The organism is Saccharopolyspora gloriosae (assembly GCF_014203325.1).
GTDB lineage: Bacteria > Actinomycetota > Actinomycetes > Mycobacteriales > Pseudonocardiaceae > Saccharopolyspora_C > Saccharopolyspora_C gloriosae.
Genome location: NZ_JACHIV010000001.1, coordinates 5,161,345 through 5,182,476, shown reverse-complemented (window position 1 = coordinate 5,182,476; position 21,132 = coordinate 5,161,345). Strand labels below are relative to the sequence as shown.

At 71.7% G+C, this 21,132-nt stretch carries 18 protein-coding genes; 14 read left to right on the top strand and 4 right to left on the bottom strand.

Going from position 1 to position 21,132, the window contains the following annotated elements:
* The first annotated feature begins 117 nt into the window (after nt 1-117).
* From BJ969_RS22530 to mutM, 4 genes are all read left to right on the top strand, one after another.
* Nucleotides 118-696, top strand: a complete 579-nt coding sequence (locus BJ969_RS22530; RefSeq protein WP_184481816.1) for a YceD family protein — start codon at nt 118-120, stop codon at nt 694-696.
* 2 nt (nt 697-698) lie between these two features.
* Nucleotides 699-881, top strand: coding sequence for a 50S ribosomal protein L32 (gene rpmF / locus BJ969_RS22525; protein ID WP_184481814.1), 183 nt, complete (start codon nt 699-701; stop codon nt 879-881).
* Nucleotides 882-946: 65 nt separating this feature from the next.
* Nucleotides 947-1,726, top strand: a complete 780-nt coding sequence (gene rnc, locus BJ969_RS22520) for a ribonuclease III (protein ID WP_221315915.1) — start codon at nt 947-949, stop codon at nt 1,724-1,726.
* A gap of 155 nt (nt 1,727-1,881) precedes the next feature.
* Nucleotides 1,882-2,796, top strand: a complete 915-nt coding sequence (gene mutM, locus BJ969_RS22515) for a bifunctional DNA-formamidopyrimidine glycosylase/DNA-(apurinic or apyrimidinic site) lyase (protein WP_184481810.1) — start codon at nt 1,882-1,884, stop codon at nt 2,794-2,796.
* Here the strand turns inward: mutM and BJ969_RS22510 are convergent.
* Both BJ969_RS22510 and BJ969_RS22505 read right to left on the bottom strand, forming a co-directional pair.
* Complete coding sequence (locus tag BJ969_RS22510) at nt 2,790-4,064, bottom strand: glycoside hydrolase family 27 protein (protein WP_246457059.1); 1,275 nt, start codon at nt 4,062-4,064, stop codon at nt 2,790-2,792. The genes mutM and BJ969_RS22510 overlap by 7 nt on opposite strands.
* Complete coding sequence (locus tag BJ969_RS22505; protein WP_221315914.1) at nt 4,064-6,211, bottom strand: glycosyltransferase family 39 protein; 2,148 nt, start codon at nt 6,209-6,211, stop codon at nt 4,064-4,066. The genes BJ969_RS22510 and BJ969_RS22505 overlap by 1 nt, the downstream gene beginning before the upstream one ends.
* A gap of 414 nt (nt 6,212-6,625) precedes the next feature.
* On the opposite strand from BJ969_RS22505, the gene BJ969_RS22500 reads away from it, so the two are divergent.
* The 4 genes from BJ969_RS22500 to BJ969_RS22485 all read left to right on the top strand — a co-directional run bounded on the left by BJ969_RS22500 (nt 6,626) and on the right by BJ969_RS22485 (nt 12,263).
* Complete coding sequence (locus BJ969_RS22500; RefSeq protein ID WP_184481806.1) at nt 6,626-7,885, top strand: bifunctional glycosyltransferase family 2/GtrA family protein; 1,260 nt, start codon at nt 6,626-6,628, stop codon at nt 7,883-7,885.
* A complete protein-coding gene (locus BJ969_RS22495) occupies nt 7,882-10,005 on the top strand; it encodes an ArnT family glycosyltransferase (protein ID WP_184481804.1) in 2,124 nt (707 codons plus the stop codon). Before BJ969_RS22500 ends, BJ969_RS22495 begins: the two co-directional genes overlap by 4 nt.
* 93 nt (nt 10,006-10,098) lie before the next feature.
* Nucleotides 10,099-10,824 (top strand): response regulator, encoded by a 726-nt coding sequence (locus BJ969_RS22490; protein ID WP_184481802.1) that lies wholly within the window; start codon nt 10,099-10,101, stop codon nt 10,822-10,824.
* Nucleotides 10,818-12,263 carry a sensor histidine kinase gene (locus BJ969_RS22485; protein ID WP_246457057.1) on the top strand — a complete coding sequence of 482 codons (1,446 nt, stop codon included), beginning with the start codon at nt 10,818-10,820 and terminating at the stop codon, nt 12,261-12,263. The genes BJ969_RS22490 and BJ969_RS22485 overlap by 7 nt, the downstream gene beginning before the upstream one ends.
* A 14-nt stretch (nt 12,264-12,277) precedes the next feature.
* Here the strand turns inward: BJ969_RS22485 and BJ969_RS22480 are convergent, their stop codons facing one another.
* Complete coding sequence (locus BJ969_RS22480) at nt 12,278-12,892, bottom strand: TetR/AcrR family transcriptional regulator (protein ID WP_184481800.1); 615 nt, start codon at nt 12,890-12,892, stop codon at nt 12,278-12,280.
* Between the two features lie 83 nt (nt 12,893-12,975).
* Here BJ969_RS22480 and BJ969_RS22475 point away from each other — a divergent pair, with 83 nt between their 5' ends.
* Nucleotides 12,976-14,199: an MFS transporter gene (locus BJ969_RS22475; RefSeq protein ID WP_343071545.1), complete on the top strand. Its 1,224-nt coding sequence runs from the start codon at nt 12,976-12,978 to the stop codon at nt 14,197-14,199.
* A gap of 162 nt (nt 14,200-14,361) precedes the next feature.
* Here the strand turns inward: BJ969_RS22475 and asnB are convergent, their stop codons facing one another.
* Complete coding sequence (gene asnB / locus BJ969_RS22470; protein WP_184481797.1) at nt 14,362-16,197, bottom strand: asparagine synthase (glutamine-hydrolyzing); 1,836 nt, start codon at nt 16,195-16,197, stop codon at nt 14,362-14,364.
* Nucleotides 16,198-16,540: 343 nt separating this feature from the next.
* Between asnB and BJ969_RS30330 the strand changes: the two genes are divergently transcribed.
* From BJ969_RS30330 to BJ969_RS22445, 5 genes are read left to right on the top strand one after another with little or no spacing between them, the layout of a single operon-like run.
* On the top strand, nt 16,541-16,678 hold the full coding sequence (locus BJ969_RS30330) for a hypothetical protein (protein ID WP_184486164.1): 138 nt from the start codon (nt 16,541-16,543) through the stop codon (nt 16,676-16,678).
* A complete protein-coding gene (gene kdpF / locus BJ969_RS30325) occupies nt 16,675-16,770 on the top strand; it encodes a K(+)-transporting ATPase subunit F (protein WP_184481795.1) in 96 nt (31 codons plus the stop codon). Before BJ969_RS30330 ends, kdpF begins: the two co-directional genes overlap by 4 nt.
* Entirely contained in the window at nt 16,770-18,431 is a 1,662-nt protein-coding gene (gene kdpA / locus BJ969_RS22455) for a potassium-transporting ATPase subunit KdpA (RefSeq protein WP_184481793.1), read from the top strand. Before kdpF ends, kdpA begins: the two co-directional genes overlap by 1 nt.
* Nucleotides 18,428-20,491 (top strand): potassium-transporting ATPase subunit KdpB, encoded by a 2,064-nt coding sequence (gene kdpB / locus BJ969_RS22450; protein WP_184481791.1) that lies wholly within the window; start codon nt 18,428-18,430, stop codon nt 20,489-20,491. The genes kdpA and kdpB overlap by 4 nt, the downstream gene beginning before the upstream one ends.
* Nucleotides 20,492-20,518: 27 nt before the next feature.
* Entirely contained in the window at nt 20,519-21,127 is a 609-nt protein-coding gene (locus BJ969_RS22445; RefSeq protein ID WP_184481789.1) for a potassium-transporting ATPase subunit C, read from the top strand.
* Nucleotides 21,128-21,132 lie beyond the last annotated feature (5 nt).

The window sequence follows — 21,132 nt, the reverse complement described above, 5'->3', positions numbered from 1 at the left end:
GCTCCGGCCGTTCACGCCATCGGTACCGCACCTGGACCAAGCAGCACCGGCCCGGGACGGTCGCTCAGCCTTCGGCTGGCACACCTGACCCGCCCCTTCGCTTCGACGAGATCCGTGATGTCCCAGAACCGTGACGCAGCAAGCGCCGCCCCGCAGGTCGGCCCGTGGGTGATCGACACCCGCGAGCTCGGCAACCGCGCGGGCAGCAGCCGCAGCTTTACCCGCAGTGCGCCGGCGCCTGCCGGTTTCGGCCTGGACATGATCGGAGTGCCCGAGGGCGATCCGGTCCGGCTCGACGTGCTGGCGGAGAACGTGGTGGAAGGAGTGCTGATCTCGGGCACCGCTACGGCGGAGTTCACGGGTGAGTGCGCGCGCTGCCTCGACAAGTTCTCCGAGGAGATCGAGATCGAGCTGCGCGAGCTGTTCGCCTACCCGGACAGCACGACCGACGCCACCACCGACGAGGACGAGGTCAGCCGCGTCGTCGATGAACTGATCGACCTGGAGCCCGCGGTGCGGGACGCCATGCTGCTGACGATGCCCACGTCCCCGGTGTGCAGTGAGGACTGCCAGGGCCTGTGCACCGGGTGCGGGGTGAAGTGGGCCGAGCTCGATCCCGAGCACACCCATGAGACGATGGACCCTCGCTGGGCCGCGCTGCGTGAGCGGTTCGGCGGAAACGAAGAGGAGAACTAGTCGTGGCCGTCCCCAAGCGCAAGATGTCCCGCTCCAACACCCGGCACCGCCGGTCCCAGTGGAAGGCCACCGCGCCGACCCTGGTGCAGTGCTCGAACCGGGCCTGCCGGGAGCAGAAGCTGCCGCACGTCGTCTGCCCGGCCTGCGGCCAGTACGACGGCCGCCAGGTCGTCCAGCCCGCCTGACGCCCGCGGATCGCGGCGTGGGGGGAAAGCAGTCCCGGAACCGCTTGACGGACCGGGCCCCGTTGATGTCAGCGCTCGGCGTCGAACTCGACGCCGAGCTGCTCACGCTTGCCCTGACGCACCGCTCTTACGCGTACGAGAACGGTGGCCTGCCGCCGAACGAGCGCTTGGAGTTCCTCGGGGACTCCGTGCTCGGACTGGTGATCACCGACCGGCTGTACCGGGAGCACCCGGATCTGCCGGAAGGTCAGCTGGCGAAGCTGCGCGCGAGCCTGGTGAACATGCACGCGCTGGCAGGGGTGGCCCGTTCCCTCAGCGAGGGCGGGCTCGGCCAGTACTTGTTGCTGGGCCGCGGTGAGGAGCTCACCGGCGGCCGGGACAAGGCGAGCATCCTGGCGGACAGCTTGGAGGCAGTGCTCGGCGCGGTGTACCTGGAACACGGCATCGACGTGGCCAGGGACATGATCTACCGCCTGTTCGGGTCGTTGCTGACCGAGGCGCCGCAGCGCGGTGCCGGGCTGGATTGGAAGACCAGCCTGCAGGAGCTCACCGCGGCCACCGGTCAGGGCGTGCCGGAGTACCGGGTGCAGGAGCGCGGCCCTGATCACCGCAAGGAGTTCAGCGCGTTCGTGTCCGTGGCCGGTGACACCCTCGGCGAGGGTGACGGCCGGACCAAGAAGGAAGCCGAGCAGAAGGCCGCCGAGGCGGCGTGGCGCTCGTTGTCCGAGCGGCAGGAACAAGCCGCTCAGGGTGAAGCCGAGCAGGCCGGTGGCGGAGACGTCGCGGCGGAGGAGTCCGCCGCGGAGCCCGCCGAGGGGTCTGCTCGCACCGGCGATTCTGCGTGATCGCCTGGCTGTGAGCCGTTTCGAGGCCGGTTGAGCGGTGGACTCTCCGGCGGCATCCGCCGCGGAATCCTCTGCTCGACCGGCCTTTTCGCGCTCTGCTAGATCAACTGATCGCCTCGGCCGCTGGTGGTCCGGGCGTGCTGGAAGGTGGGTTCGTGCCGGAGTTGCCCGAGGTGGAGGTCGTTCGGCGCGGGGTCGCCGAGCACGTCACCGGTCGCACCGTGTCCGCCGTGGAGGTGCTGCATCCGCGTGCGGTGCGCAGGCACGTGCCGGGGCCGGAGGACTTCCAGGCTCGGCTGGCCGGGCGCGAGGTCCGCGCGGCGCGGCGGCGCGGCAAGTACCTGTGGCTGGAGCTCGCCGAGGACGCGGCGCCGCAGGCCACCGAGTTCGTCGGTACCGCGCAGGCGCCGGGCGAGGCGGTGCTGACCCACCTCGGCATGAGCGGCCAGCTGCTGGTGCAGCCGGTGGGGACTCCGGACGAGAAGCACCTGCGGGTGCGGTTCGGCTTCGCCGATGGCGGCCCGGAGCTGCGGTTCGTCGACCAGCGCACGTTCGGCGGGCTGAGCCTGGCCGATCAGGTGGAGGTCGGCGGGGTGCTGCTGCCGACGCCGGTGGCGCACATCGCCCCTGATCCGCTGGAGGAGGTCTTCGACCTCGAAGCGGTGGTGGCGAAGCTGCGGTCGCGGCGCACCGGGGTCAAGCGCGCGCTGCTGGACCAGAGCCTGGTCTCGGGCGTCGGCAACATCTACGCCGATGAGGCGTTGTGGCGGGCGAAGCTGCACTGGGCGCGCCCGACGGAGACGTTGACCCGGCCGGAGGTGCGCGCGCTGCTGGCGGCGGTGACCGAGGTGATGTCCACCGCGCTGGAGGCCGGTGGTACCTCGTTCGACGCGCTGTACGTCAACGTGAACGGCGAATCCGGCTACTTCGACAGGTCGCTCGCGGTGTACGGCCAGGCCGACCGCCCGTGCCCGCGCTGCGGGGCGGTGGTGCGCCGGAACGCGTTCATGAACCGCTCGTCCTACAGCTGCCCGGTGTGCCAGCCGAAGCCGCGCAACGCGCACTACTGATCGAGCCGCAGCAGGGCGGTGCCGTGGGCGGGAACGTCGGCGGTGACGCGGTCGGCGGTCTCGGTGATCCGGCCGTCGCGCAGGTCGCGGACGCGATGGATTCTCGCGCTGAGCCCGATTTCGGCGAGGGCGGTGCTGATGCGGGCGGGCTCGTCGCCGCGGTTGTAGAGCGCCACGGCGGTGCCGTCGTGCAGCGGTTTGACCCACACCTGGTGGTCGCCGCCGGTGGTGCGGGTGGCGGCGGCGCCGAGCGGATCCTGGTCGATGGCGAGGATTCCGGGGTCGGTGAGCAGGTCCAGGACGGGTGCGGTCGTGGTCCTCGGGTCGTTGCCCGCGATGAGCGGTGCGGCGAACATCGCCCACATGCTCAGGTGAGTGCGCTGCTCCTGCGGGGTGAGTCCCGCGTAGCCGCCGACGTCGTGCACGCCGACTTCGAGCATGTCCGGGTCGTTCCAGCATCCGGGTTCCGGGCGATCGTTCACTCCACTGTGGACTTCGATGATGTCGCGCACGCCCATCGGGTGTTCGTTGCGGTGGCCCGTGCTCCAGACGGGCTGGATGTCCTCGGTCGTGCGGGACAGGTGCGCGACGCCGCACCAGCTCTCGGATTCGCCCGGTGCGCCGGGGAAGTTGCTGTTCGGGTTGATGCTGTAGGCGATGGGCCTGCCGGTCGCGGTCAGCGCGTCGCGCATCGCGGTGAACGCCGCCCGCTGGGTGCGCGGGGAACCGGCTCCGCTGCACCAGTCGTACTTCAGGTAGTCCACGCCCCAGGACGCGAAGGTGCGGGCGTCCTGGAACTCGCGGTCCCCGCTGCCGGTCTGCCCCGGGTAGGCGCCGGTGTGCTGGGCGCAGGTCTCGACGTTCGGCGACATGTAGAGGCCGAACAGCAGGCCGCGCGCGTGCAGGTAGTCGCCGAGCGCGGCCATGCCGCCGGGGAAGCGGGCGCGGTCGGCCCGCAGGTTCCCGTCGGCGTCGCGTTCCGGTTCGTACCAGCAGTCGTCGACGACGACGTAGCGGTAGCCGGCGTCGCGCATGCCCGAGCGCACCATCGCGTCGGCGACGCCGCGGATCTCGGCTTCGTCGATGTCGCAGCCGAAGGTGTTCCAGCTGTTCCACCCCATCGGCGGGGTCGCCGCGGGCGGCACCGGAAGTGGTGCCGCCGCAACGGTTTCCCTGGGAGCGGCGGCGGTGCTCGCCGTGCACAGCACCGCGAGCAGCGCGGCGCCGACGCGTGGCGCGGTGCGGCGGAGGGTGGCGCGGGACGGCATCAGTGCGGGGTTTCGCAGTCGTAGAGCCGAGTTCGGGTCGTGTCGTCGGCCGTGCCGGTGTCGCCGGTGTCGCCGTAGGCGGCGGGGTCGACGGCCGTGCAGTGCCGCACGACCCAGGTCATCGACTCGTCGACGACTCGGGTGTCGACCTCGCCGCCCGTGCTCCGCACCCCGGAGGTGCCGTCGGTCCACACGTAGCGCAATTTCCCTTCCCGCACGTAGTTCTGCAGCGCGTCCACCGTCGGGGCCGGGTCGTTGCCGTTGTAGCCGCCGACCGCCATCACGGGCCGTCCGGTGTCGAGGATGATCGGCGCGGCCACCATGGCACCGACGACGGCCACGAGCCAGGTCTCGTCGCGGTGGTTGTCCGTCAGGTAGCGCACCACCTCGTCGCTGACCTCGGTGCTCTGCCCGCCCGGCCCGCCTCCGCGCGTGCCGTCGGCGTTCCGGCCGTCCGGCGCGGTGTTCGGGGGCGTTGCCCGCTGTCCCTGCTTCGGCCCGCCCTGACCACCGCGTCCGCCGCCGGGTCCTCCGCCGCCGGGACCGCCCTGGCCGGACGGGCCTGCCGACGGGAAGGTCGCCTGGATCGGCGTGCTCAGCGGAGTCAGCGCATACGCCGTCGGTCCGGACAACATCGCCACGATCCCGGCGAGCACGGCGGCCATCCCGGCCTTCGCCCGCCTGATCCGGCGTTGCCGGGGGAACGCGAGCAGCAGCGCCAGCACCAGCACCGAGACGGCCGTGAGCACCGCGATCAGCGGCGGTAGCCACGGCACGAAGTCGTCGTCGAGCAAGTGGTACGCCCAGGCCCCCGTCGCCGCGATGGACGTCGGCAGCAGCGCGCCCCAGCGGGTGGAGACGCGGAACAGCCGGACCATGCACACCACGCCGATGCCGACGACCGCCGCGAGCGGCGGTGCCAGCGCCACCGTGTAGTACGGATGCCAGATGCCGGAGGCGAAGCTGAAGACCGCGGCCGTCACCAGCAGGGTTCCCGACCACAGCAGGAAGTCCGCGCGCTGGGCGCTGTGGCGGGGTCGGCGGCGCAGGTACACCAGCGCCGCGATCGCGCCGCACAGCGCGAGCGGGAACAGCCACGAGATCTGCCCGGCGACCTGGTCGCCGATCAGCCGCGTGAGCCCGCCGTCATCGCCGCCGGGGCCACCACCAGGGCCACCCCCTCCGGGGCCGCCGCCGGGACCTCCGCCGCCGGGGCCGCCGGGCGGCAGTTGCCCCGGCATGCCGCCCGGCGGGCCGCCGCCCGTGCCGCCCCCGCCCGGGCCGCCGCCCATCATGCCGGGGGAGGCGATGTGGTCCTGGCCGAAGACGCGGCCGAGCCCGTTGTAGCCCAGCAGCAGGTCGAGCACCGTGTTGTCGGTGCTGCCACCGACGTACGGCCGCGAGCCGGCCGGGACGGAGTCCACGACGACCATCCACGACGCGCTCACCACGACCAGCACGGCGGTCGCGGCACCGAGGTGCAGCAGCTTGCGCGGCCACCGCGGCCGGGCGGCGACGAGGTGCACGACCGCGATGACGGGCAGCACGAAGTACGCCTGCAGCATCTTCACGTTGAATGCGAGCCCGATCGCCACCGCGCACCACAGCAGCGGCAGCGCCTTGCCGGAGCGGATCGCGTTGGACGCCGCCCACAGGGCGAGCACCGTGAGCAGCACCAGCAGCGAGTCCGGGTTGTTGTGCCGCGCCATCGCCACCGCGATCGGCGTCACCGCCAGCACCAGCGCGGCCAGCAGGCCCGCCGCGTGCCCGAAGCTCCGGCGCACCAGGTGGTGCAGCACGAGCACCGTCAGCACCGCGAACACGGCCTGCGGGACCAGCAGGCTCCAGGAGTTGAAGCCGAACGCCCGCGCGGAGAGCGCCTGCGCCCACAGCGCCAGCGGCGGCTTGTCGACGGTGATGAACGAGGCCGCGTCCAGCGAGCCGTAGAAGAACGCCTCCCAGCTGCGCGTCATGCCGAGCACGGTGGCCGAGTAGTACGTGTTCGCCCACTCGTTGATCGACAACGCCCAGGTGTCGAGCACCGCCGCCACCGCGAGCACCCCGATCAGCGCCGGTCGCGCCCACGGCGGATCGGTGCTGCCGCCCAGCACCAGCCGGGCCGCCCGGGACCGTTCGAGCTTGCGCACCGCGTTTCTCCTCTGCTCGCCGTCGGCCCCGACGGTGGACGGCGAACCTGGGAATCGGCTGGACGTCCGCTGCGAGGTCCCCGGCATGCCCGCGCGGCGGTTTCCGTCGTCGCTTGATCGAGGTGCCGCCGTGCGGCGACGTCGCCCTCCCGCGCGGAAGCCGCTGAGCACCCGTCGTTCGCCGTTGCGCTCGGGACGGTCACCGCTCGGCGGGTTCGCCACCGGTACGACGACGGAGCGCACGAGCGCTCGGCGCCGTCGGCGGGGTTCCCGTGCCCCGGCGGCCGTGATTCCCAGCGAACTCCCACCTCGCGCCTAGCCGCTTGAAAACCCGGCGGTGCTCCATGGAACCCGGGTCGCCGCCGCTGCCGGCCGTGACGTCAGGAGCGGGAGAACGCGGAAAGGGAGAACGTGATGCCGCAAGGAAGTGTCGAGGTCGCGCACCGGGAGGCGACGGCGCGTGAGACGGCGACGGTCGATCTGGTGATCCCGGTCCACAACGAGGAGCGGTCGCTGCCCGGTTGCCTGCAGGTGCTGCGGGAGCACCTGGAGCACGATTTCCCGTTCGACTGGTCGATCACGGTCGTGGACAACGCCAGCACCGACGCCACGCTGCGGGTCGCGAACGAGATGTCCGAGGCGATGCCGAACGTGCGGGTGCTGCACCTGGACCGCAAGGGCCGCGGCCTGGCGCTGCGCACCGCGTGGGGCTACAGCGACGCCGATGTCGTGGTCTACATGGACGTGGACCTCTCGACGGGGCTGGACGCGCTGCTGCCGCTGGTCGCGCCGCTGGTCAACGGGCATTCGGACCTGGCGATCGGTTCTCGGCTGGCGCCGGGTTCGCGCACGGTCCGGGGTGCCAAGCGGGAGCTGATCTCGCGCGGCTACAACAAGGTCGTCCGCTGGACGCACGGCGCGCGGTTCTCCGACGCGCAGTGCGGTTTCAAGGCGGCCCGCACCGACGTGGTGAAGCCGCTGCTGCGGCACGTGCACGACGACGCGTGGTTCTTCGACACCGAGCTGCTGCTGCTGGCCGAGCACAACGGCCTGCGGGTGCACGAGGTTCCGGTGGACTGGGTCGAGGACGTCGACACCCGCGTCAACGTCGCCAAGACCGCCACCGACGACCTCGCGGGGCTGCTGCGGGTGGCGCGGGCGAAGGTGACCGGCGCGGCGACGGTGCCGGGGTTGCCGCGGCGCCCGGAACCGCGCGCCGCGCACCCGCAGGCGGTGCTGGCCGAGCGGGAGAACGGGTTGCTGTGGCAGCTGTTCTCGTTCGGCCTGATCGGCATCCTGTCCACTGTGGTCACTTCGGTGCTCTACGCGCTGCTGCGGTCGTGGTGGCCGCCGTTGCTGGCGAACCTGGTGGCGCTCACGGTGACGACGTTGTGGAACACCGAGGCGAACCGCCGGTTCACCTTCGTCGGCCGGTCCGCGGCCTCCGGCCGGGTGCACGTGCAGGGGCTCGTGGTGTTCGCCCTGTACTACGTCGTGACCTCGGGCGCGCTGCTCGCGCTGGACGCGGCGGTGCCGGACGCCTCGCGCTGGCTCGAAGTGCTAGTGCTGGTCGCGTCGTCGGTCGTCGGTACCGCGCTGCGGTTCGTGCTGCTGCGGTCCTGGGTCTTCCGCTCCGCTTCCGCTCCCTCCACCTCTGCAAAGGAATCCGCATGACCACGGTCGCTCTCGGCGCGCCTCGATCGGACGCCGCCGACGCACCCGCCCGGAGCCGGTGGCAACCGTTCGCGCTCGCGGCGATCTGCTTGCTCTCGGCCGTCCTCTACGCCTGGGGGATCGGGGACTCCTGGGGCAACACGTACTACTCGGCGGCGGTCAAGTCGATGTCGCAGAGCTTCGAGAACTTCCTGTTCGGCGCGTTCGACCCGGCGGGCGTCGTCACGGTGGACAAGCCGCCGATGGCGCTGTGGGTCCAGGTCATCTCGGTGCAGGTGTTCGGCTACAACAAGTTCGCCGTGTTGCTCCCGCAGGCCGTGCTGGGCGTGGCGGGAGTGTTCCTGCTGCACCGCACGGTGCGCCGATGGGCGGGGGAGCACGCGGCGCTGCTCGCGGCGCTGGTGCTGGCGCTGACGCCGATCACGGTGGCGATCAACCGGGACAACAACCCGGACACGCTGCTGGTGCTGCTGGTGGTGGCCGCCGCGTACGCGCTGACCCGCGCACTGCGGGCCGAGCGCTCGTCGCGGGCGACCTGGTGGCTGGTGCTGTCGGCCGCGCTGATCGGCTGCGGCTTCCTCACGAAGATGCTGCAGGCGTGGATGCTGCTGCCGGTGTTCATCGCGGTGTACCTGGTGGGGCGCGAGGCGTCCTGGGCGCGCAAGGCGGTCGACCTGGCCGTGGCGGCGGTGACGGTGCTGGTCACGTCGTTCTGGTGGGTCGCGGTGACGATGCTGTGGCCGTCGCCGAAGCCCTACGTCGGGGGCAGCGAGGACGGCTCGGCCTGGGATCTGATCTTCGGCTACAACGGGTTCGGGCGGATCCTCGGCGGCGAGGGCAACGGCGGCGGTGGCGGCCCAGGCGGCGGTGGTCCCGGTGGTGGCGGTGGTTTCTCCGGTGAGTCCGGTGTGCTGCGCTTCGCCAACGAGCAGCTCGCGGGCCAGATCAGCTGGTTGCTGCCGTTGTGCCTGCTGGTCCTGGTCGCGGTCGCCGGTGGCGCGGTGCTGCGGCGGCGTGCGGGCGAGCCGGGCGATCGGTTCCGCGCGGCCGGCTGGGTGCTGTGGGGCGGCTGGCTGGGCTTCATCTGGCTCATGTTCAGCTTCGCCCAGGGCACGATGCACCCGTACTACACGACGATGCTGGCCCCGGCGGTCGGCGCGGTGGCCGGTGCCGGGCTCGTCCGGTTCTGGGCGGCCTACCGGCGGCCGGAGGGCGCGGCTTGGGTGCTGCTGCCGCTCGGTGTGGTGATCACCGTGGGGTGGGCGGCGGTGCTGGTGTTCCGCGACCCGGACTGGAACGGCTGGGCCGGGTACCTCGCGATCGGCCTGGGCGTCGCCGCGGTGCTCGCGCTGCTGCTGGGCCGCCGGAAGGCGCGGCTGGGCGCGGTCGCGCTGGCGCTGTCGCTGGCGGCGCTGCTGGCGGTGCCGAGCACGTGGTCGGCGGCAACGGCGTTCGCCGGATCCACCGGCGGCATGGGCGGCGCCAACCCGACGGCCGGGCCGTCCACCGGGATGGGCGGTCCCGGTGGCGGCGGCCCGCCCGGGATGCCCGGTCAGGGCGGTGGCGATCGGCCGGATCAGCAGGACCGGGACGGTCGCGGCGCCCGGCCGCAGGGCGGGATGCCCGGTGGCATGGGCGGGGAATCGCTCAGCGACCAGCAGCGGTCCTTGCTGGCCTACGTCACCGGCGGCGCCGGTGATCGGGAGATCCCGCTGGCGGTCGAGGGCGGCGCGATGGGCGCGGGCTCCTACATCATCAACAGCGATCTCCGGGTGATCGGCATGGGCGGCTTCATGGGCAGCGACGACGCGCCGTCGGTGGAGCTGCTGGAGCAGTGGCGGCAGCAGGGCGAACTCGGCTTCGTGCAGCTCGGTGGCCGGGGTGGTCCCGGCGGGGGCGGCCCGGGGCGGGCTCCCGGCGGCCAGAACGAGGGCGACCAGGCCGGGGACGGCCGGCCGCAGGGCATGCCCGGCGGTCAGGGCGGCGCCGCGAGCGAGCGGCAGGAGTGGGTGCGGCAGCACTGCGCCCTGGTCGACCCGGCCGCCTACGGGGGCGAGGAAGCCGCCGCCGAACAAGGCGAGGGCGGCACCTCAGAAGGCCTCTACGACTGCCGGGGCTGACGTCCCTGCCCGGTGGGACCGGGGATTCCCCGTCCCACCGGGTTCCCAGCATCTGTTCAGCGAGTCCCCAGATGAGTGAGAGATCCTGGTCCGGTGGTTGATGCGAAGGCGCCGTCGGCGCGGGTACTGGTCGTCGATGACGAACCCAACATCCTGGAGCTGCTCACCGCCGCGCTGCGGCTGAGCGGTTTCGAGGTGCGCGGCGCCGCGAGCGGGGCCGAGGCGTTGCGCGCGGCCGGCGACTTCCGCCCGCACATCGTGGTGCTGGACGTGATGCTGCCGGACCAGGACGGGTTCACCGTGGCCCGGCGGCTGCGCGACGGCGGTGACGCCGTGCCGGTGCTGTTCCTGACGGCGCGCGACGCCGTGGAGGACCGCATCGCCGGGCTCACCGCGGGCGGCGACGACTACGTGACGAAACCGTTCAGCCTGGACGAGGTGGTGCTGCGGCTGCGCGCGATCCTGCGCCGCGCCCAGCCCGCGCAGGTCGCCGAGCCGGATTCGCGGCTGCGCTACCAGGACCTGGAGCTCGACGAGGAGACCTACGAGGTGCGCCGGGACGGGCGGCTGGTGAACCTGTCGCCGACGGAGTTCAAGCTGCTGCGCTACCTGCTGATCAACGCGGAGAAGGTGGTCAGCAAGGGCCAGATCCTCGACCGCGTGTGGAACTACGAGTTCGGCGGGGACAGCCGCATCGTCGAGTCCTACATCAGCTACCTGCGCCGCAAGGTCGACTTCACCTCGCCCGCGCTGATCCACACCATCCGCGGGGTCGGTTACGTGCTGCGCATCCCGCCGGAGGAGCGCGCCCGATGCTGACCGGGATGCGGCGGTTCGCCCGCACGTTGCGCGGCAGGCTGCTGCTGGTGCTGATCGGCGCCACCGTGGCGGGGCTGGTCGCGATGGGTTTCGCGAGCCAGCTGCTGCTGCGGAACTCGTTGATGGACAAGCTCGACGGGCGGTTGCACGAGATGTCCCGGCCATGGGTGGACGATCGGCACCCGCCGCCGATGCCCGACGAGAAACCGGGTCGCGGCCCGAACCTGCCCACGGACTTCCGCGCGTTGTTCTTCACCGCGGACGGCGAGCTGTGGAAGGTGATCGGGCCGACGGAGACCGACCCGGGCAAGCCGATGCTGCGCCACCCCGGTCCGGAGGGCCGGGTCATCACGGTGCCCGACGGTTCCGGCGGCGCGGATTGGCGCGTGCTCACCGAGACCAGGTCCGACGGGGAGAGCGTGTCGCTGGCGCTGTCGACCGGTGACGTGGACCTGACGCTGCAATGGCTGCTGATCATCGAGCTGGTGGTCGGCGCGATCGTGGTGGCGGTGCTGGCGGTGGTGTCGATGGTGACGGTGCGGCTGGGGTTGCGGCCGCTGACCCGCATCGAGCACACCGCGCACGCCATCGCCACCGGCGAACTGGACCGCCGCATCGCCGACCAGGACCCGAGCACCGAGACGGGCAGGCTCGGCGCGGCGCTGAACACCATGCTGGGCAGGCTGGTGGCGGCGTTGCAGCAGAGCGAGCAGTCCGAGCACCGGTTGCGCCGGTTCGTCGCGGACGCCTCGCACGAGCTGCGCACGCCGCTGACCTCGATCCGGGGTTTCGCCGAGCTGTACCGGCGCAGCGAGTCGCCGGGCGAGCAGGACGTGCGGCTGATGATGTCGCGCATCGAGAGCGAAGCGGTCCGGATGGGCGACCTGGTGGAGGACCTGCTGCTGCTGGCCCGGTTGGACCGGGAGCGCACGATCGACCTGGTGGACCTGGACCTGGTGCCGCTGGCGCGGGACGTCGCGGGGGACGCGCGGGTGCGCGACACCGGCCGCGAGATCGAGCTGGTGGTGCCGCGGCGGTCGGTGCGGGTGCTCGGCGACGGGCCGCGACTGCGGCAGGTGCTCACGAACCTGATGACGAACGCGCTGGTGCACACGACTCCGGGCGCCCCGGTGCGGGTGGAGGTGGAGCACGGGGCGGCGCGCGACGACGTGTTCGCGGCGGGTGCCGCGATCGAGCCGGGCACGCCGATGGGCGTGGTCTCGCTCAGCGACGGCGGTCCGGGCATCCCGCCGGAGCACGCGCGCCGGATCTTCGACCGGTTCTACCGCGTCGACGACGGCCGCGAGCGCTCCGAGGGCGGCACCGGCCTGGGCCTGGCGATCACCGCCGCCATCGCCGAGGCCCACAACGGCCGCGTCGAACTCACCGCGAACCCGGCGGGAGGCTCCACCTTCCGCCTCCTCATCCCGCTGAGCTGACGGGTCCGGCGGCTTCAGGACGCCGGTTCGGAGCGGGCGTCGTCCCACACCTTCATCAGGTGGGTGATCGCCGCGTCCAGGCTTTCCGGGGTCGCGCCGTCGCGGCTTTCGATCGACAGGCCGTACATGAACGAGGTGAACACCACGGCCAGGTTCTCCGGGTCCGTCTCGGCGTCGAGTTCGCCTGTTGCGACCGCCCGTCGCACGCAGGCCGCGACGTTGCGCCGCACCACCGCCCGGCGCTCGGTCAGCAAGGCTCGGACGGTTCCGTGATCGGCGGAGCCGACGGTTGCGGCGAGGACGAGCAGGCAGCCCGCCGGGTGGGTGGGGTCGGCCTGGGTCCGGGCAGAGGCGCGCAGGACCTGCTCGACGGCGTCCCGCGGCGGCAGGTCCTCCCGTCCGACGGCGTCCGTGACCCGGCCGAACGAGGCCATGTAGGTCTGGACGACCTCTTCGAACAGCGCTTCTTTGGAACCGAAGGCGGCGTAGAAGCTGGCCGAGGAGATTCCCAGCGCGGTCCGCAGTTGCGCCAGGCTGGTCGCTTCGTAGCCGTGTTCCCAGAACAGCCGCAGTGCGGCCTGCAGCGCTGCATCGCGATCGAATTCGCGCGGACGCCCCGTGCGTGCCATGCCCGCTCCTTCCCGAACACTTCAAGACTATGTGTTCCAGAATTCGTTGACAACGTCATCACCCGTTCGCACATACTTGTGGAGTGACCAATCCAGAAGTTGATGTGAGCGAACCGGCGGGGCACGAGCGAAAGGGGGACGGCGGCGGACGGCTGCCGTGGTCGGCGCTGCTGGCGATGGCGCTGACCGGATTCGTGATCATCATGACCGAGACCGCTCCGGCCGGACTGCTGCCGCAACTGGCCGCGGGACTCGACGTCAGCGAAGCCTCGGCCGGGCAGCTCGTCAGCGTCTACGCGCTCGGCACCGTCCTCGCGGCCGTCCCGGCCATCCGGCTCACGGCCCCGGTCCGGCGCAAACCGCTGCTGCTGAGCGGGATCGCCGGATTCCTGGTCGCGAACACCGTCACCGCGCTTGCCGGGGATTACGCCGTCGCAATGGCGGCCCGCTTCGTCGCCGGCGCGTTCTCCGGGCTCCTGTGGGGGATGATCTCCGGTTACACGCGGGCGATCGTGCCGATCTCCAGGGCGGGCACCGCACTCGCCGTCGCGATGGTCGGTACGCCGGTCGCCCTGTCGATCGGCACGCCGCTGGGCAGTTTCGCCGGGGCGCTGGTGGGCTGGCGATCGACGTTCGCCGGGCTGTCGGTGATCTCGATGGCGCTGATCGGATGGGTGCTGGCCGCGGTGCCGGACCGGCCCGGCACATCCGGGCCGCGGCGCACGCCGGTGCTCCAAGTGCTGCGCATCCCGGGTATCGCGCCGGTGCTGCTGGTCGTGTTCACCTGGATGCTCGCCCACAACATCCTCTACACCTACATCGCCCCGTACCTCGCCTACGTGCGAGTTCCGGGCCGGGTGGATCTCGTGCTGCTGCTGTTCGGGCTCTCCGCGCTCGGGGGGATCTGGTTCACCGGCCGGGCGATCGACCGTTCGCTGCGTCGGCTGGTGCTGGGCAGCGTGGCCGTGTTCGGCCTCGCCGGCGTGCTGTTCGGGCTGTGGGGCGACGTGCCGCCGTTGTTCTACCTCGCGACGGTGCTCTGGGGCGTGGCCTTCGGCGGTTCCTCCGTCCAGGTGCAGACCGCCTCGGCCGATGCGGCGGGCAGCGAGATCGACCTCGCGCAGGCGTTGCTCACCGTGGTGTTCAACATGGCCATCTTCGGCGGCGGCGCCGTCGGCGCGGTGCTGCTGGCGACTCCGGGGCCCGTCGCGTTCCCGTGGGCGGCGGTCGTGCTCGCGGCTCTCGCCGGGGGCGCCGCCTTGCTCGCCCGCCGCCACGGATTCCCGCCGGGCCCCCGCGCCGGGTGAGGTGAGCGGACCGTTCGACCGACGTGATCGGGCGGTCCGGTCCCGCGCGTCGAGCCCGGAGGCCACCCGCTCGCGGGCGTCGGCACTCGCCGGTGGCGACGAACGGACCGTTCGCCCAGCGTTGGACGAACGGTCCGTTGACTCAACCCGTGGCGGGGGTGGTCAGATCTTCACCGTCGGGTTGTGCAGGTCGAACCACACCGAGACGTCCAGGGCACGCTCGAACACGTTCCGGGTGGGGGTGTCCACTTCGGACGGATCGAGGTCCGCGGCCTTGCGCACCCAGTCGGCGTTGAGCAGCTCCATTGCGCGGTCGCCGTTGGCGATGAGCTCCTTGACCTGCTTCTGCAGCTCGGCGGCGTAGGCCGGGTCCTGGGTGGACGGGTACGGGCTCTTGACCCGCTCCACCACCGATTTCGGCAGCACGTCGGCGGACGCGCCGCGCAGCAGGCTCTTCTCCCGGCCGTCGAAGGTCTTCAGCGACCACGGCGCGTTGAACACGTACTCGACGAGCCGGTGGTCGCAGAACGGCACCCGGACCTCCAGGCCCACGGCCATGCTCATCCGGTCCTTGCGGTCCAGCAGCATCCGGACGAAGCGGGTGAGGTGCAGGTAGCTGATCTCGCGCATCTTCGCCTCGAACGGGCTGTCCGAGTCGAGCTTCGGCATCCCGGCGACGGCCTGCTCGTACTCCGAGGAGATGTAGCCGGGCAGGTCCAGCGTCGAGGAGATCGACGGGTCGAGGATCTGGGTGCCCGCGGCCTGCTGGGTGTCGAACGCGGCCAGCCACGGGAAGGTGCGGGCCTGCTGCACCTTCGGGTCGTGGAACCACTTGTAGCCGCCGAAGACCTCGTCGGCGGACTCGCCGGACAGCGCCACGGTCGAGTGGCCGCGGATGGCCTTGAACAGCAGGTACAGCGAGTTGTCCATGTCCCCGAGGCCCATCGGGAAGTCCCGGGACTGCACGGCCGCGCGCCGCACGGCGGGGTCGGCCAGGGCCTGCGGGTCGAGCACGATGTCCTGGTGCTGCGAGCCGACGTGCTTGTGCACGTCCTGCACGAACGGCCCGTCGGGCGTCGCGCGCATCTCGTCGGGCTTGAAGTTCTCGGTCTGCCCGACGAAGTCCACGGCGAAGCTGCGGACCTTCTCGCCCTGCTCGGCGAGCTGCTGGGCGGACAGCGCGGTCAGCGCGCTGGAGTCGAGGCCACCGGACAGCAGCAGGCAGCGCGGCACGTCGGCGACGAGCTGGCGGCGCACGATGTCGTCGAGCAGCTCGCGCACGTGCGCGACGCTGGTCTCCTGGTCGTCGGTGTGCTCGGCGACGTCGAGGCTCCAGTAGGTGTGCTCGCGCAGGCCGTTGCGGTCGAAGGTGACCACGGTGCCGGGCACGACTTCGCGCATGCCCTGCCAGATGGCTTTGCCGGGCGACTTGGTCACGGAGAACAGCTCGCGCAGCCCGTCGGCGTCGACGACCTTCTCGACCTCGGGATTGGCGAGGATGGCCTTCGGCTCGGAGCCGAACATGATCCCGTTCTCGGTCTCCTGGTAGTACAGCGGCTTGATGCCCATCCGGTCCCGGATCAGCAGCAGCTGGTCGGTGCGGGTGTCCCACACGGCGAACGCGTACATGCCGTTGAGCTTCTCGGCGACGCCTGCGCCCCACTCGAGGTAGCCGTGCAGCACGACCTCGGTGTCGCTGTCGGTGTCGAAGGAGTGGCCGCGCCGGCGCAGTTCGTCGCGCAGTTCGGTGAAGTTGTAGGCCTCACCGCTGTAGACCATGCCGACCTTGCCGTCGGCGGTGTCGACCTCCATGGGCTGCGCGCCGCCGGGCAGGTCGATGATCGCGAGCCTGCGGTGGCCGAGCGCTGCGTGGGGCTGGACCCAGGTCCCGGCTCCGTCCGGCCCGCGGCAGGCCATGGTGTCGCACATGGCGTCGATGACGGGCTGTTCACGGGTGAGGTCTCGGCGGAAGTCGATCCAGCCGGAGATGCCGCACATGGGCGTAGCTCCCTTCGCGAAGGTTCTTACTTAGGCAAGGTAACTACTTCGTTGCATCGACGAAACCAATTTCGGGATGTCGATTTTCGGCGACACAACGCCCAGACCAGCCAAAACGGGCGAAAATCCGTAGCTGTGCGTGTTCGGTGCGGGCATCTGGGCAGGTAACGCGGTCGTAACACGGCCGCTGCCGCCGGAGGAGTGAAAGACGCCACTGCCTCACTCGCACGGGTGAACCTGAACCGCTCCGCCGGAGTTCCGTAAGGGACGCGTCAAGACCGCGGCCGCCCGCGTCAAACCGGTGTCAGAGACCTGTCCGAGCCGCCGCGGCAGGACTTGAGTGGTGGCCGGAGGGCGCCACCGGGGCGCCCGGTGCACCGGAGAAGGGGGCGCAGCGATGGCCGACCTGGCCTGCGCCGTGCTGCTGATCGGCGGATTCCTCGTGCTGGCGCTGTCCCTGCGCGGTTTGGAGCGGTTGTGATCGCGCTCGTGGCCGACATCGCGGGCGGAGCGCTCGCGCTGCTGCTCGTCGTCTTCCTGTTCGTCGCCCTGATCAGGCCGGAGAAGTTCTGATGTCCACCCTCGCGGTCGGCCTGGTCCAGGTCGGCCTCCTCGTCCTCGCCCTCGCGGTGGTCTACCGCCCCTTCGGCGACCACATGGCGCGCACCTACACCGACGACCGGCACTGGCGCGTGGAGCGGTGGCTCTACCGCCTGCTGCGGGTCGACGGCGACTCCGGCCAGCGCTGGAGCACCTACGCCGCCGCCGTGCTCGGCTTCTCGTTCGTCTCGGTCGCGCTGCTCTACCTGCTGCAGCGGGTGCAAGCGCTGCTGCCGTGGAACTTCGGGCGCGGCGCCGTCGAACCCGCGATGGCGTTCAACACCGCCGTCAGCTTCGCGACCAACACCAACTGGCAGTCCTACGTGCCGGAGCAGGTGCTCGGCCACGCCGTGCAGGTCGCCGGGCTCACCGTGCAGAACTTCCTGTCCGCGGCGGTCGGCATGGCCGTCGCCGTCGCGCTGGTGCGCGGGTTCAGCCGCTCCGGCACCGACCGCATCGGGAACTTCTGGGTGGACCTGACCAGGGGAGTGGTGCGAATCCTGCTGCCCGTCGCGGCCGTGGCTGCGGTGCTGCTGGTCGCGCTCGGCGCGGTGATGAGCTTCGCGCCGGGCCTGCACGTGGTGGGCCTCGACGGGCAGCCGCACACGATCGCCACCGCGCCGGTCGCTAGCCAGGAGGCCATCAAGGTGCTCGGCACCAACGGTGGCGGCGTGCTCAACGCGAACTCGGCGCACCCGTTCTCGAACCCCGGCGGTCTCAGCGACCTGCTGCAGGTGTTCCTGATGCTGCTGATCCCGATCTGCCTGACCCGCACCTTCGCCACGATGGTCGGCGATCGGCGGCAGGGCCGGGCGCTGCTGGCGGTCATGGGCGGGCTGCTCGCCGCGATGCTCGCGATCGCGTGGTGGGCCGAGGCGCACCCGAACGGTCCGGCCGCGCTGGCCGCCGGCGCGTCGATGGAAGGCAAGGAGGCCCGGTTCGGGACGTACCTGTCCGGCCTGTTCGCCGTGGTCACCACCGGAACCTCGACGGGTGCGGTGAACTCGGCGCACGACAGCCTCAGCGGGCTCGGCGGTGGTGTCGCGCTGCTGAACATGCTGCTCGGCGAGGTCGCGCCCGGCGGAGTGGGAGCGGGGCTCTACGGAATCCTGGTGCTGGCCGTGATCGCGGTGTTCCTGGCCGGGCTGATGGTCGGGCGGACCCCGGAGTACCTGGGCAAGAAGCTCGGCCGCCGCGAGATCACCGCCGCCGCGCTGTCGATCCTGGTGATGCCGACGCTGGTGCTGCTCGGCACCGGGACCGCGATCGCGCTGCCCACGACTTCGGCGGCGATGGGGAATTCCGGCGCGCACGGCCTGTCCGAGGTCCTCTACGCGTACGCCTCGGCGGCCAACAACAACGGCAGCGCGTTCGCCGGGCTCACCGCCACCGGCGACTTCTTCCAGGTGACGCTGGCGCTGGCCATGCTGTTCGGCCGGTTCGTGCCGATCATGGCGGTGCTGATGCTCGCAGGCGCGCTCGCCCGGCAGCGGCGCGTCCCGGCCACCGCCGGAACCCTGCCGACCACGGGTCCGCTGTTCGCGGGCCTGCTCACCGGCACCGTCGTCCTCGTCGCCGCGCTGACGTTCCTGCCCGCGCTGGCGCTCGGCCCGATCGCGGAGGCATTGGCATGACCACCGTCCTGACCCCACCGGACAAGCAGGCGCCGCACCGAGAACGGGCCGTGGCCGCCGGGGCGTTCAGCCCGCGCCAGCTGCTCGCCGCGCTGCCCCGCGCGCTGCGCAAGCTGCACCCGCGCCACCAGCTCGCCAACCCCGTCATGTTCGTGGTCTGGGTGGGATCGGTGCTGGTGACCGCGCTGACCGTCGTCGAACCCAGTGTGTTCAGCATCGTCGTCGCGGCGTGGCTGTGGTTCACCGTGCTGTTCGCGAACCTGGCCGAAGCGGTCGCCGAAGGGCGTGGCCGGGCGCAGGCCGATTCGTTGCGCCGCGCCAAATCCGAAGCCGTCGCACGCCGGATCACCGAGCACGGCGAGGAATCCGTCGCGGGCACCGCGTTGCGCGTCGGCGACCGGGTGGTCGTCGAGGCGGGCGAGGTGATCCCCGGCGACGGCGACGTCGTCGAAGGCATCGCCACCGTCGACGAGTCCGCCATCACCGGAGAATCCGCGCCGGTGATCCGGGAATCCGGCGGTGACCGCAGTTCCGTCACCGCGGGCACCACGGTGCTCTCGGACCGGATCGTGGTGCGGATCGGCACCGCTCCCGGCGAGACCTTCGTGGACCGGATGATCGCGCTCGTCGAAGGCGCGCGGCGGCAGAAGACGCCGAACGAGATCGCGCTGACGATCCTGCTGTGCACGCTGACGATCGTCTTCCTGCTCGCGGTCACCGCGCTGCAGCCGATGGCCGGCTACTCCGGTTCGCCGCTGTCGGTGGTGACGCTGACGGCGCTGCTGGTGTGCCTGATCCCGACCACGATCGGCGCGCTGCTCTCGGCGATCGGCATCGCGGGCATGGACCGGTTGGTGCAGCGCAACGTGCTCGCCAAGTCCGGGCGCGCGGTGGAGGCCGCCGGGGACGTGGACACGCTGCTGCTGGACAAGACGGGCACCATCACCTTCGGCAACCGGCGGGCCACCGAGCTGGTGCCGGTCGGGGGAGTCTCCGAGCGGGAGCTCGCGGAGGTGGCGAGCCTGTCCAGCCTCGCCGACCCCACGCCCGAGGGCGTCAGCGTCGTCGAGTTCTGCCGCGAGCGCTTCGGCGGCCTGCCCGCGGAATCCGGCGAGACCGTCGAGTTCACCGCGCAGACCCGGATGAGCGGCATCGACTTGCCCGGCAGGCGGATCCGCAAGGGCGCGGTGAGCGCGGTGGGCGAGTGGGTGCGCTCCGGCGGCGGCACCGTCGAGTCCGAAGTGGACGACGTGGCCGACGGCATCGGGCGGGACGGCGGCACACCGCTTGCCGTCGCGGAGGAGCGTGGCGGAGCCGTGCGGGTGCTCGGCGTGATCCGGCTGTCCGACGTCGTCAAACCCGGCATGGCGCAGCGGTTCGCGCAGCTGCGCGCGATGGGCATCCGCACCGTCATGGTCACCGGCGACAACCCGCTCACCGCCGCCGCCATCGCGCGGGACGCGGGCGTCGACGACCACCTCGCCGAGGCGAAGCCCGAGGACAAGATGGAGCTGATCCGCCGGGAGCAGGAAGGCGGGCGGCTGGTCGCGATGACCGGCGACGGCACCAACGACGCGCCCGCGCTCGCGCAGGCCGACGTCGGGGTCGCGATGAACACCGGAACGGCCGCCGCGAAGGAGGCCGGGAACATGGTGGACCTCGACTCCGACCCGACGAAGCTCATCGAGGTCGTGGAGATCGGCAAGCAGCTGCTCATCACGCGCGGGGCGTTGACGACGTTCAGCATCGCCAACGACCTGGCGAAGTACTTCGCCATCCTGCCCGCGCTGTTCGTGGCGATCCACCCGCAGCTGGGCCGGTTGAACGTGATGCACCTGGCGACGCCGTCCTCGGCGATCATCTCGGCGGTGATCTTCAACGCGCTGATCATCGTGGCGCTGATCCCGCTGGCGCTGCGCGGCGTCCGCTACCGCCCGGCGAGCGCGGCGTCGCTGCTGCGCCGCAACCTGCTGCTGTTCGGCGTGGGCGGAGTCATCACCCCGTTCTTCGGCATCTGGCTCATCGACCTCGTCGTCCGCCACCTGCCCGGACTGGGCTGACGAGTTTCCGGAAAGCGAGGGGAGATCATGTTCATGACGCTGTTGCGGCAGGCCGGGACCGGGTTGCGGGTGCTGCTGGTGGCGACGGTGCTGCTGGGCATCGGGTATCCGCTGGCCGTGTGGGGCGTGAGCCGGGTGCCGGGGTTGCACGACCACGCGGAGGGCTCGCCGCTGGTGGTGGACGGCCGGGTCGTCGGCTCCGAGCTGATCGGGGTCGATCCGGTGCCCGCGAACCCGGCGCGGGACCCGTTCTTCCACACCCGGCCGTCGGCGTCGGCGGCGGGGAACCTCGGCCCGGGTGATCCGGCGACGTCCGGCGGTTCCAACCGGAGCGCGGACAACGCCGAACAGCTCGCCGCCGTGCAGGAACGCCGAGCCGCCGTCGCCGCCCGCGAGGACGTGGCGCCCGCGGCGGTCCCGGCCGACGCGGTCACCGCCTCGGCCAGCGGTGTCGATCCGGGCATCAGCCCCGCCTACGCCGCGTTGCAGGCGCCGCGCGTCGCCCGCACGACGGGTCTGCCGCTGCCGCAGGTGCAGCGCCTCATCGCGGAGTCCACCTCGGGTGGCGTCGTGGCCGAGCGCACCGTCGCCGTGCCCGCGCTCAACGCCGCCGTCGCCGCGGCCCACAGCGGGTGAGCGGT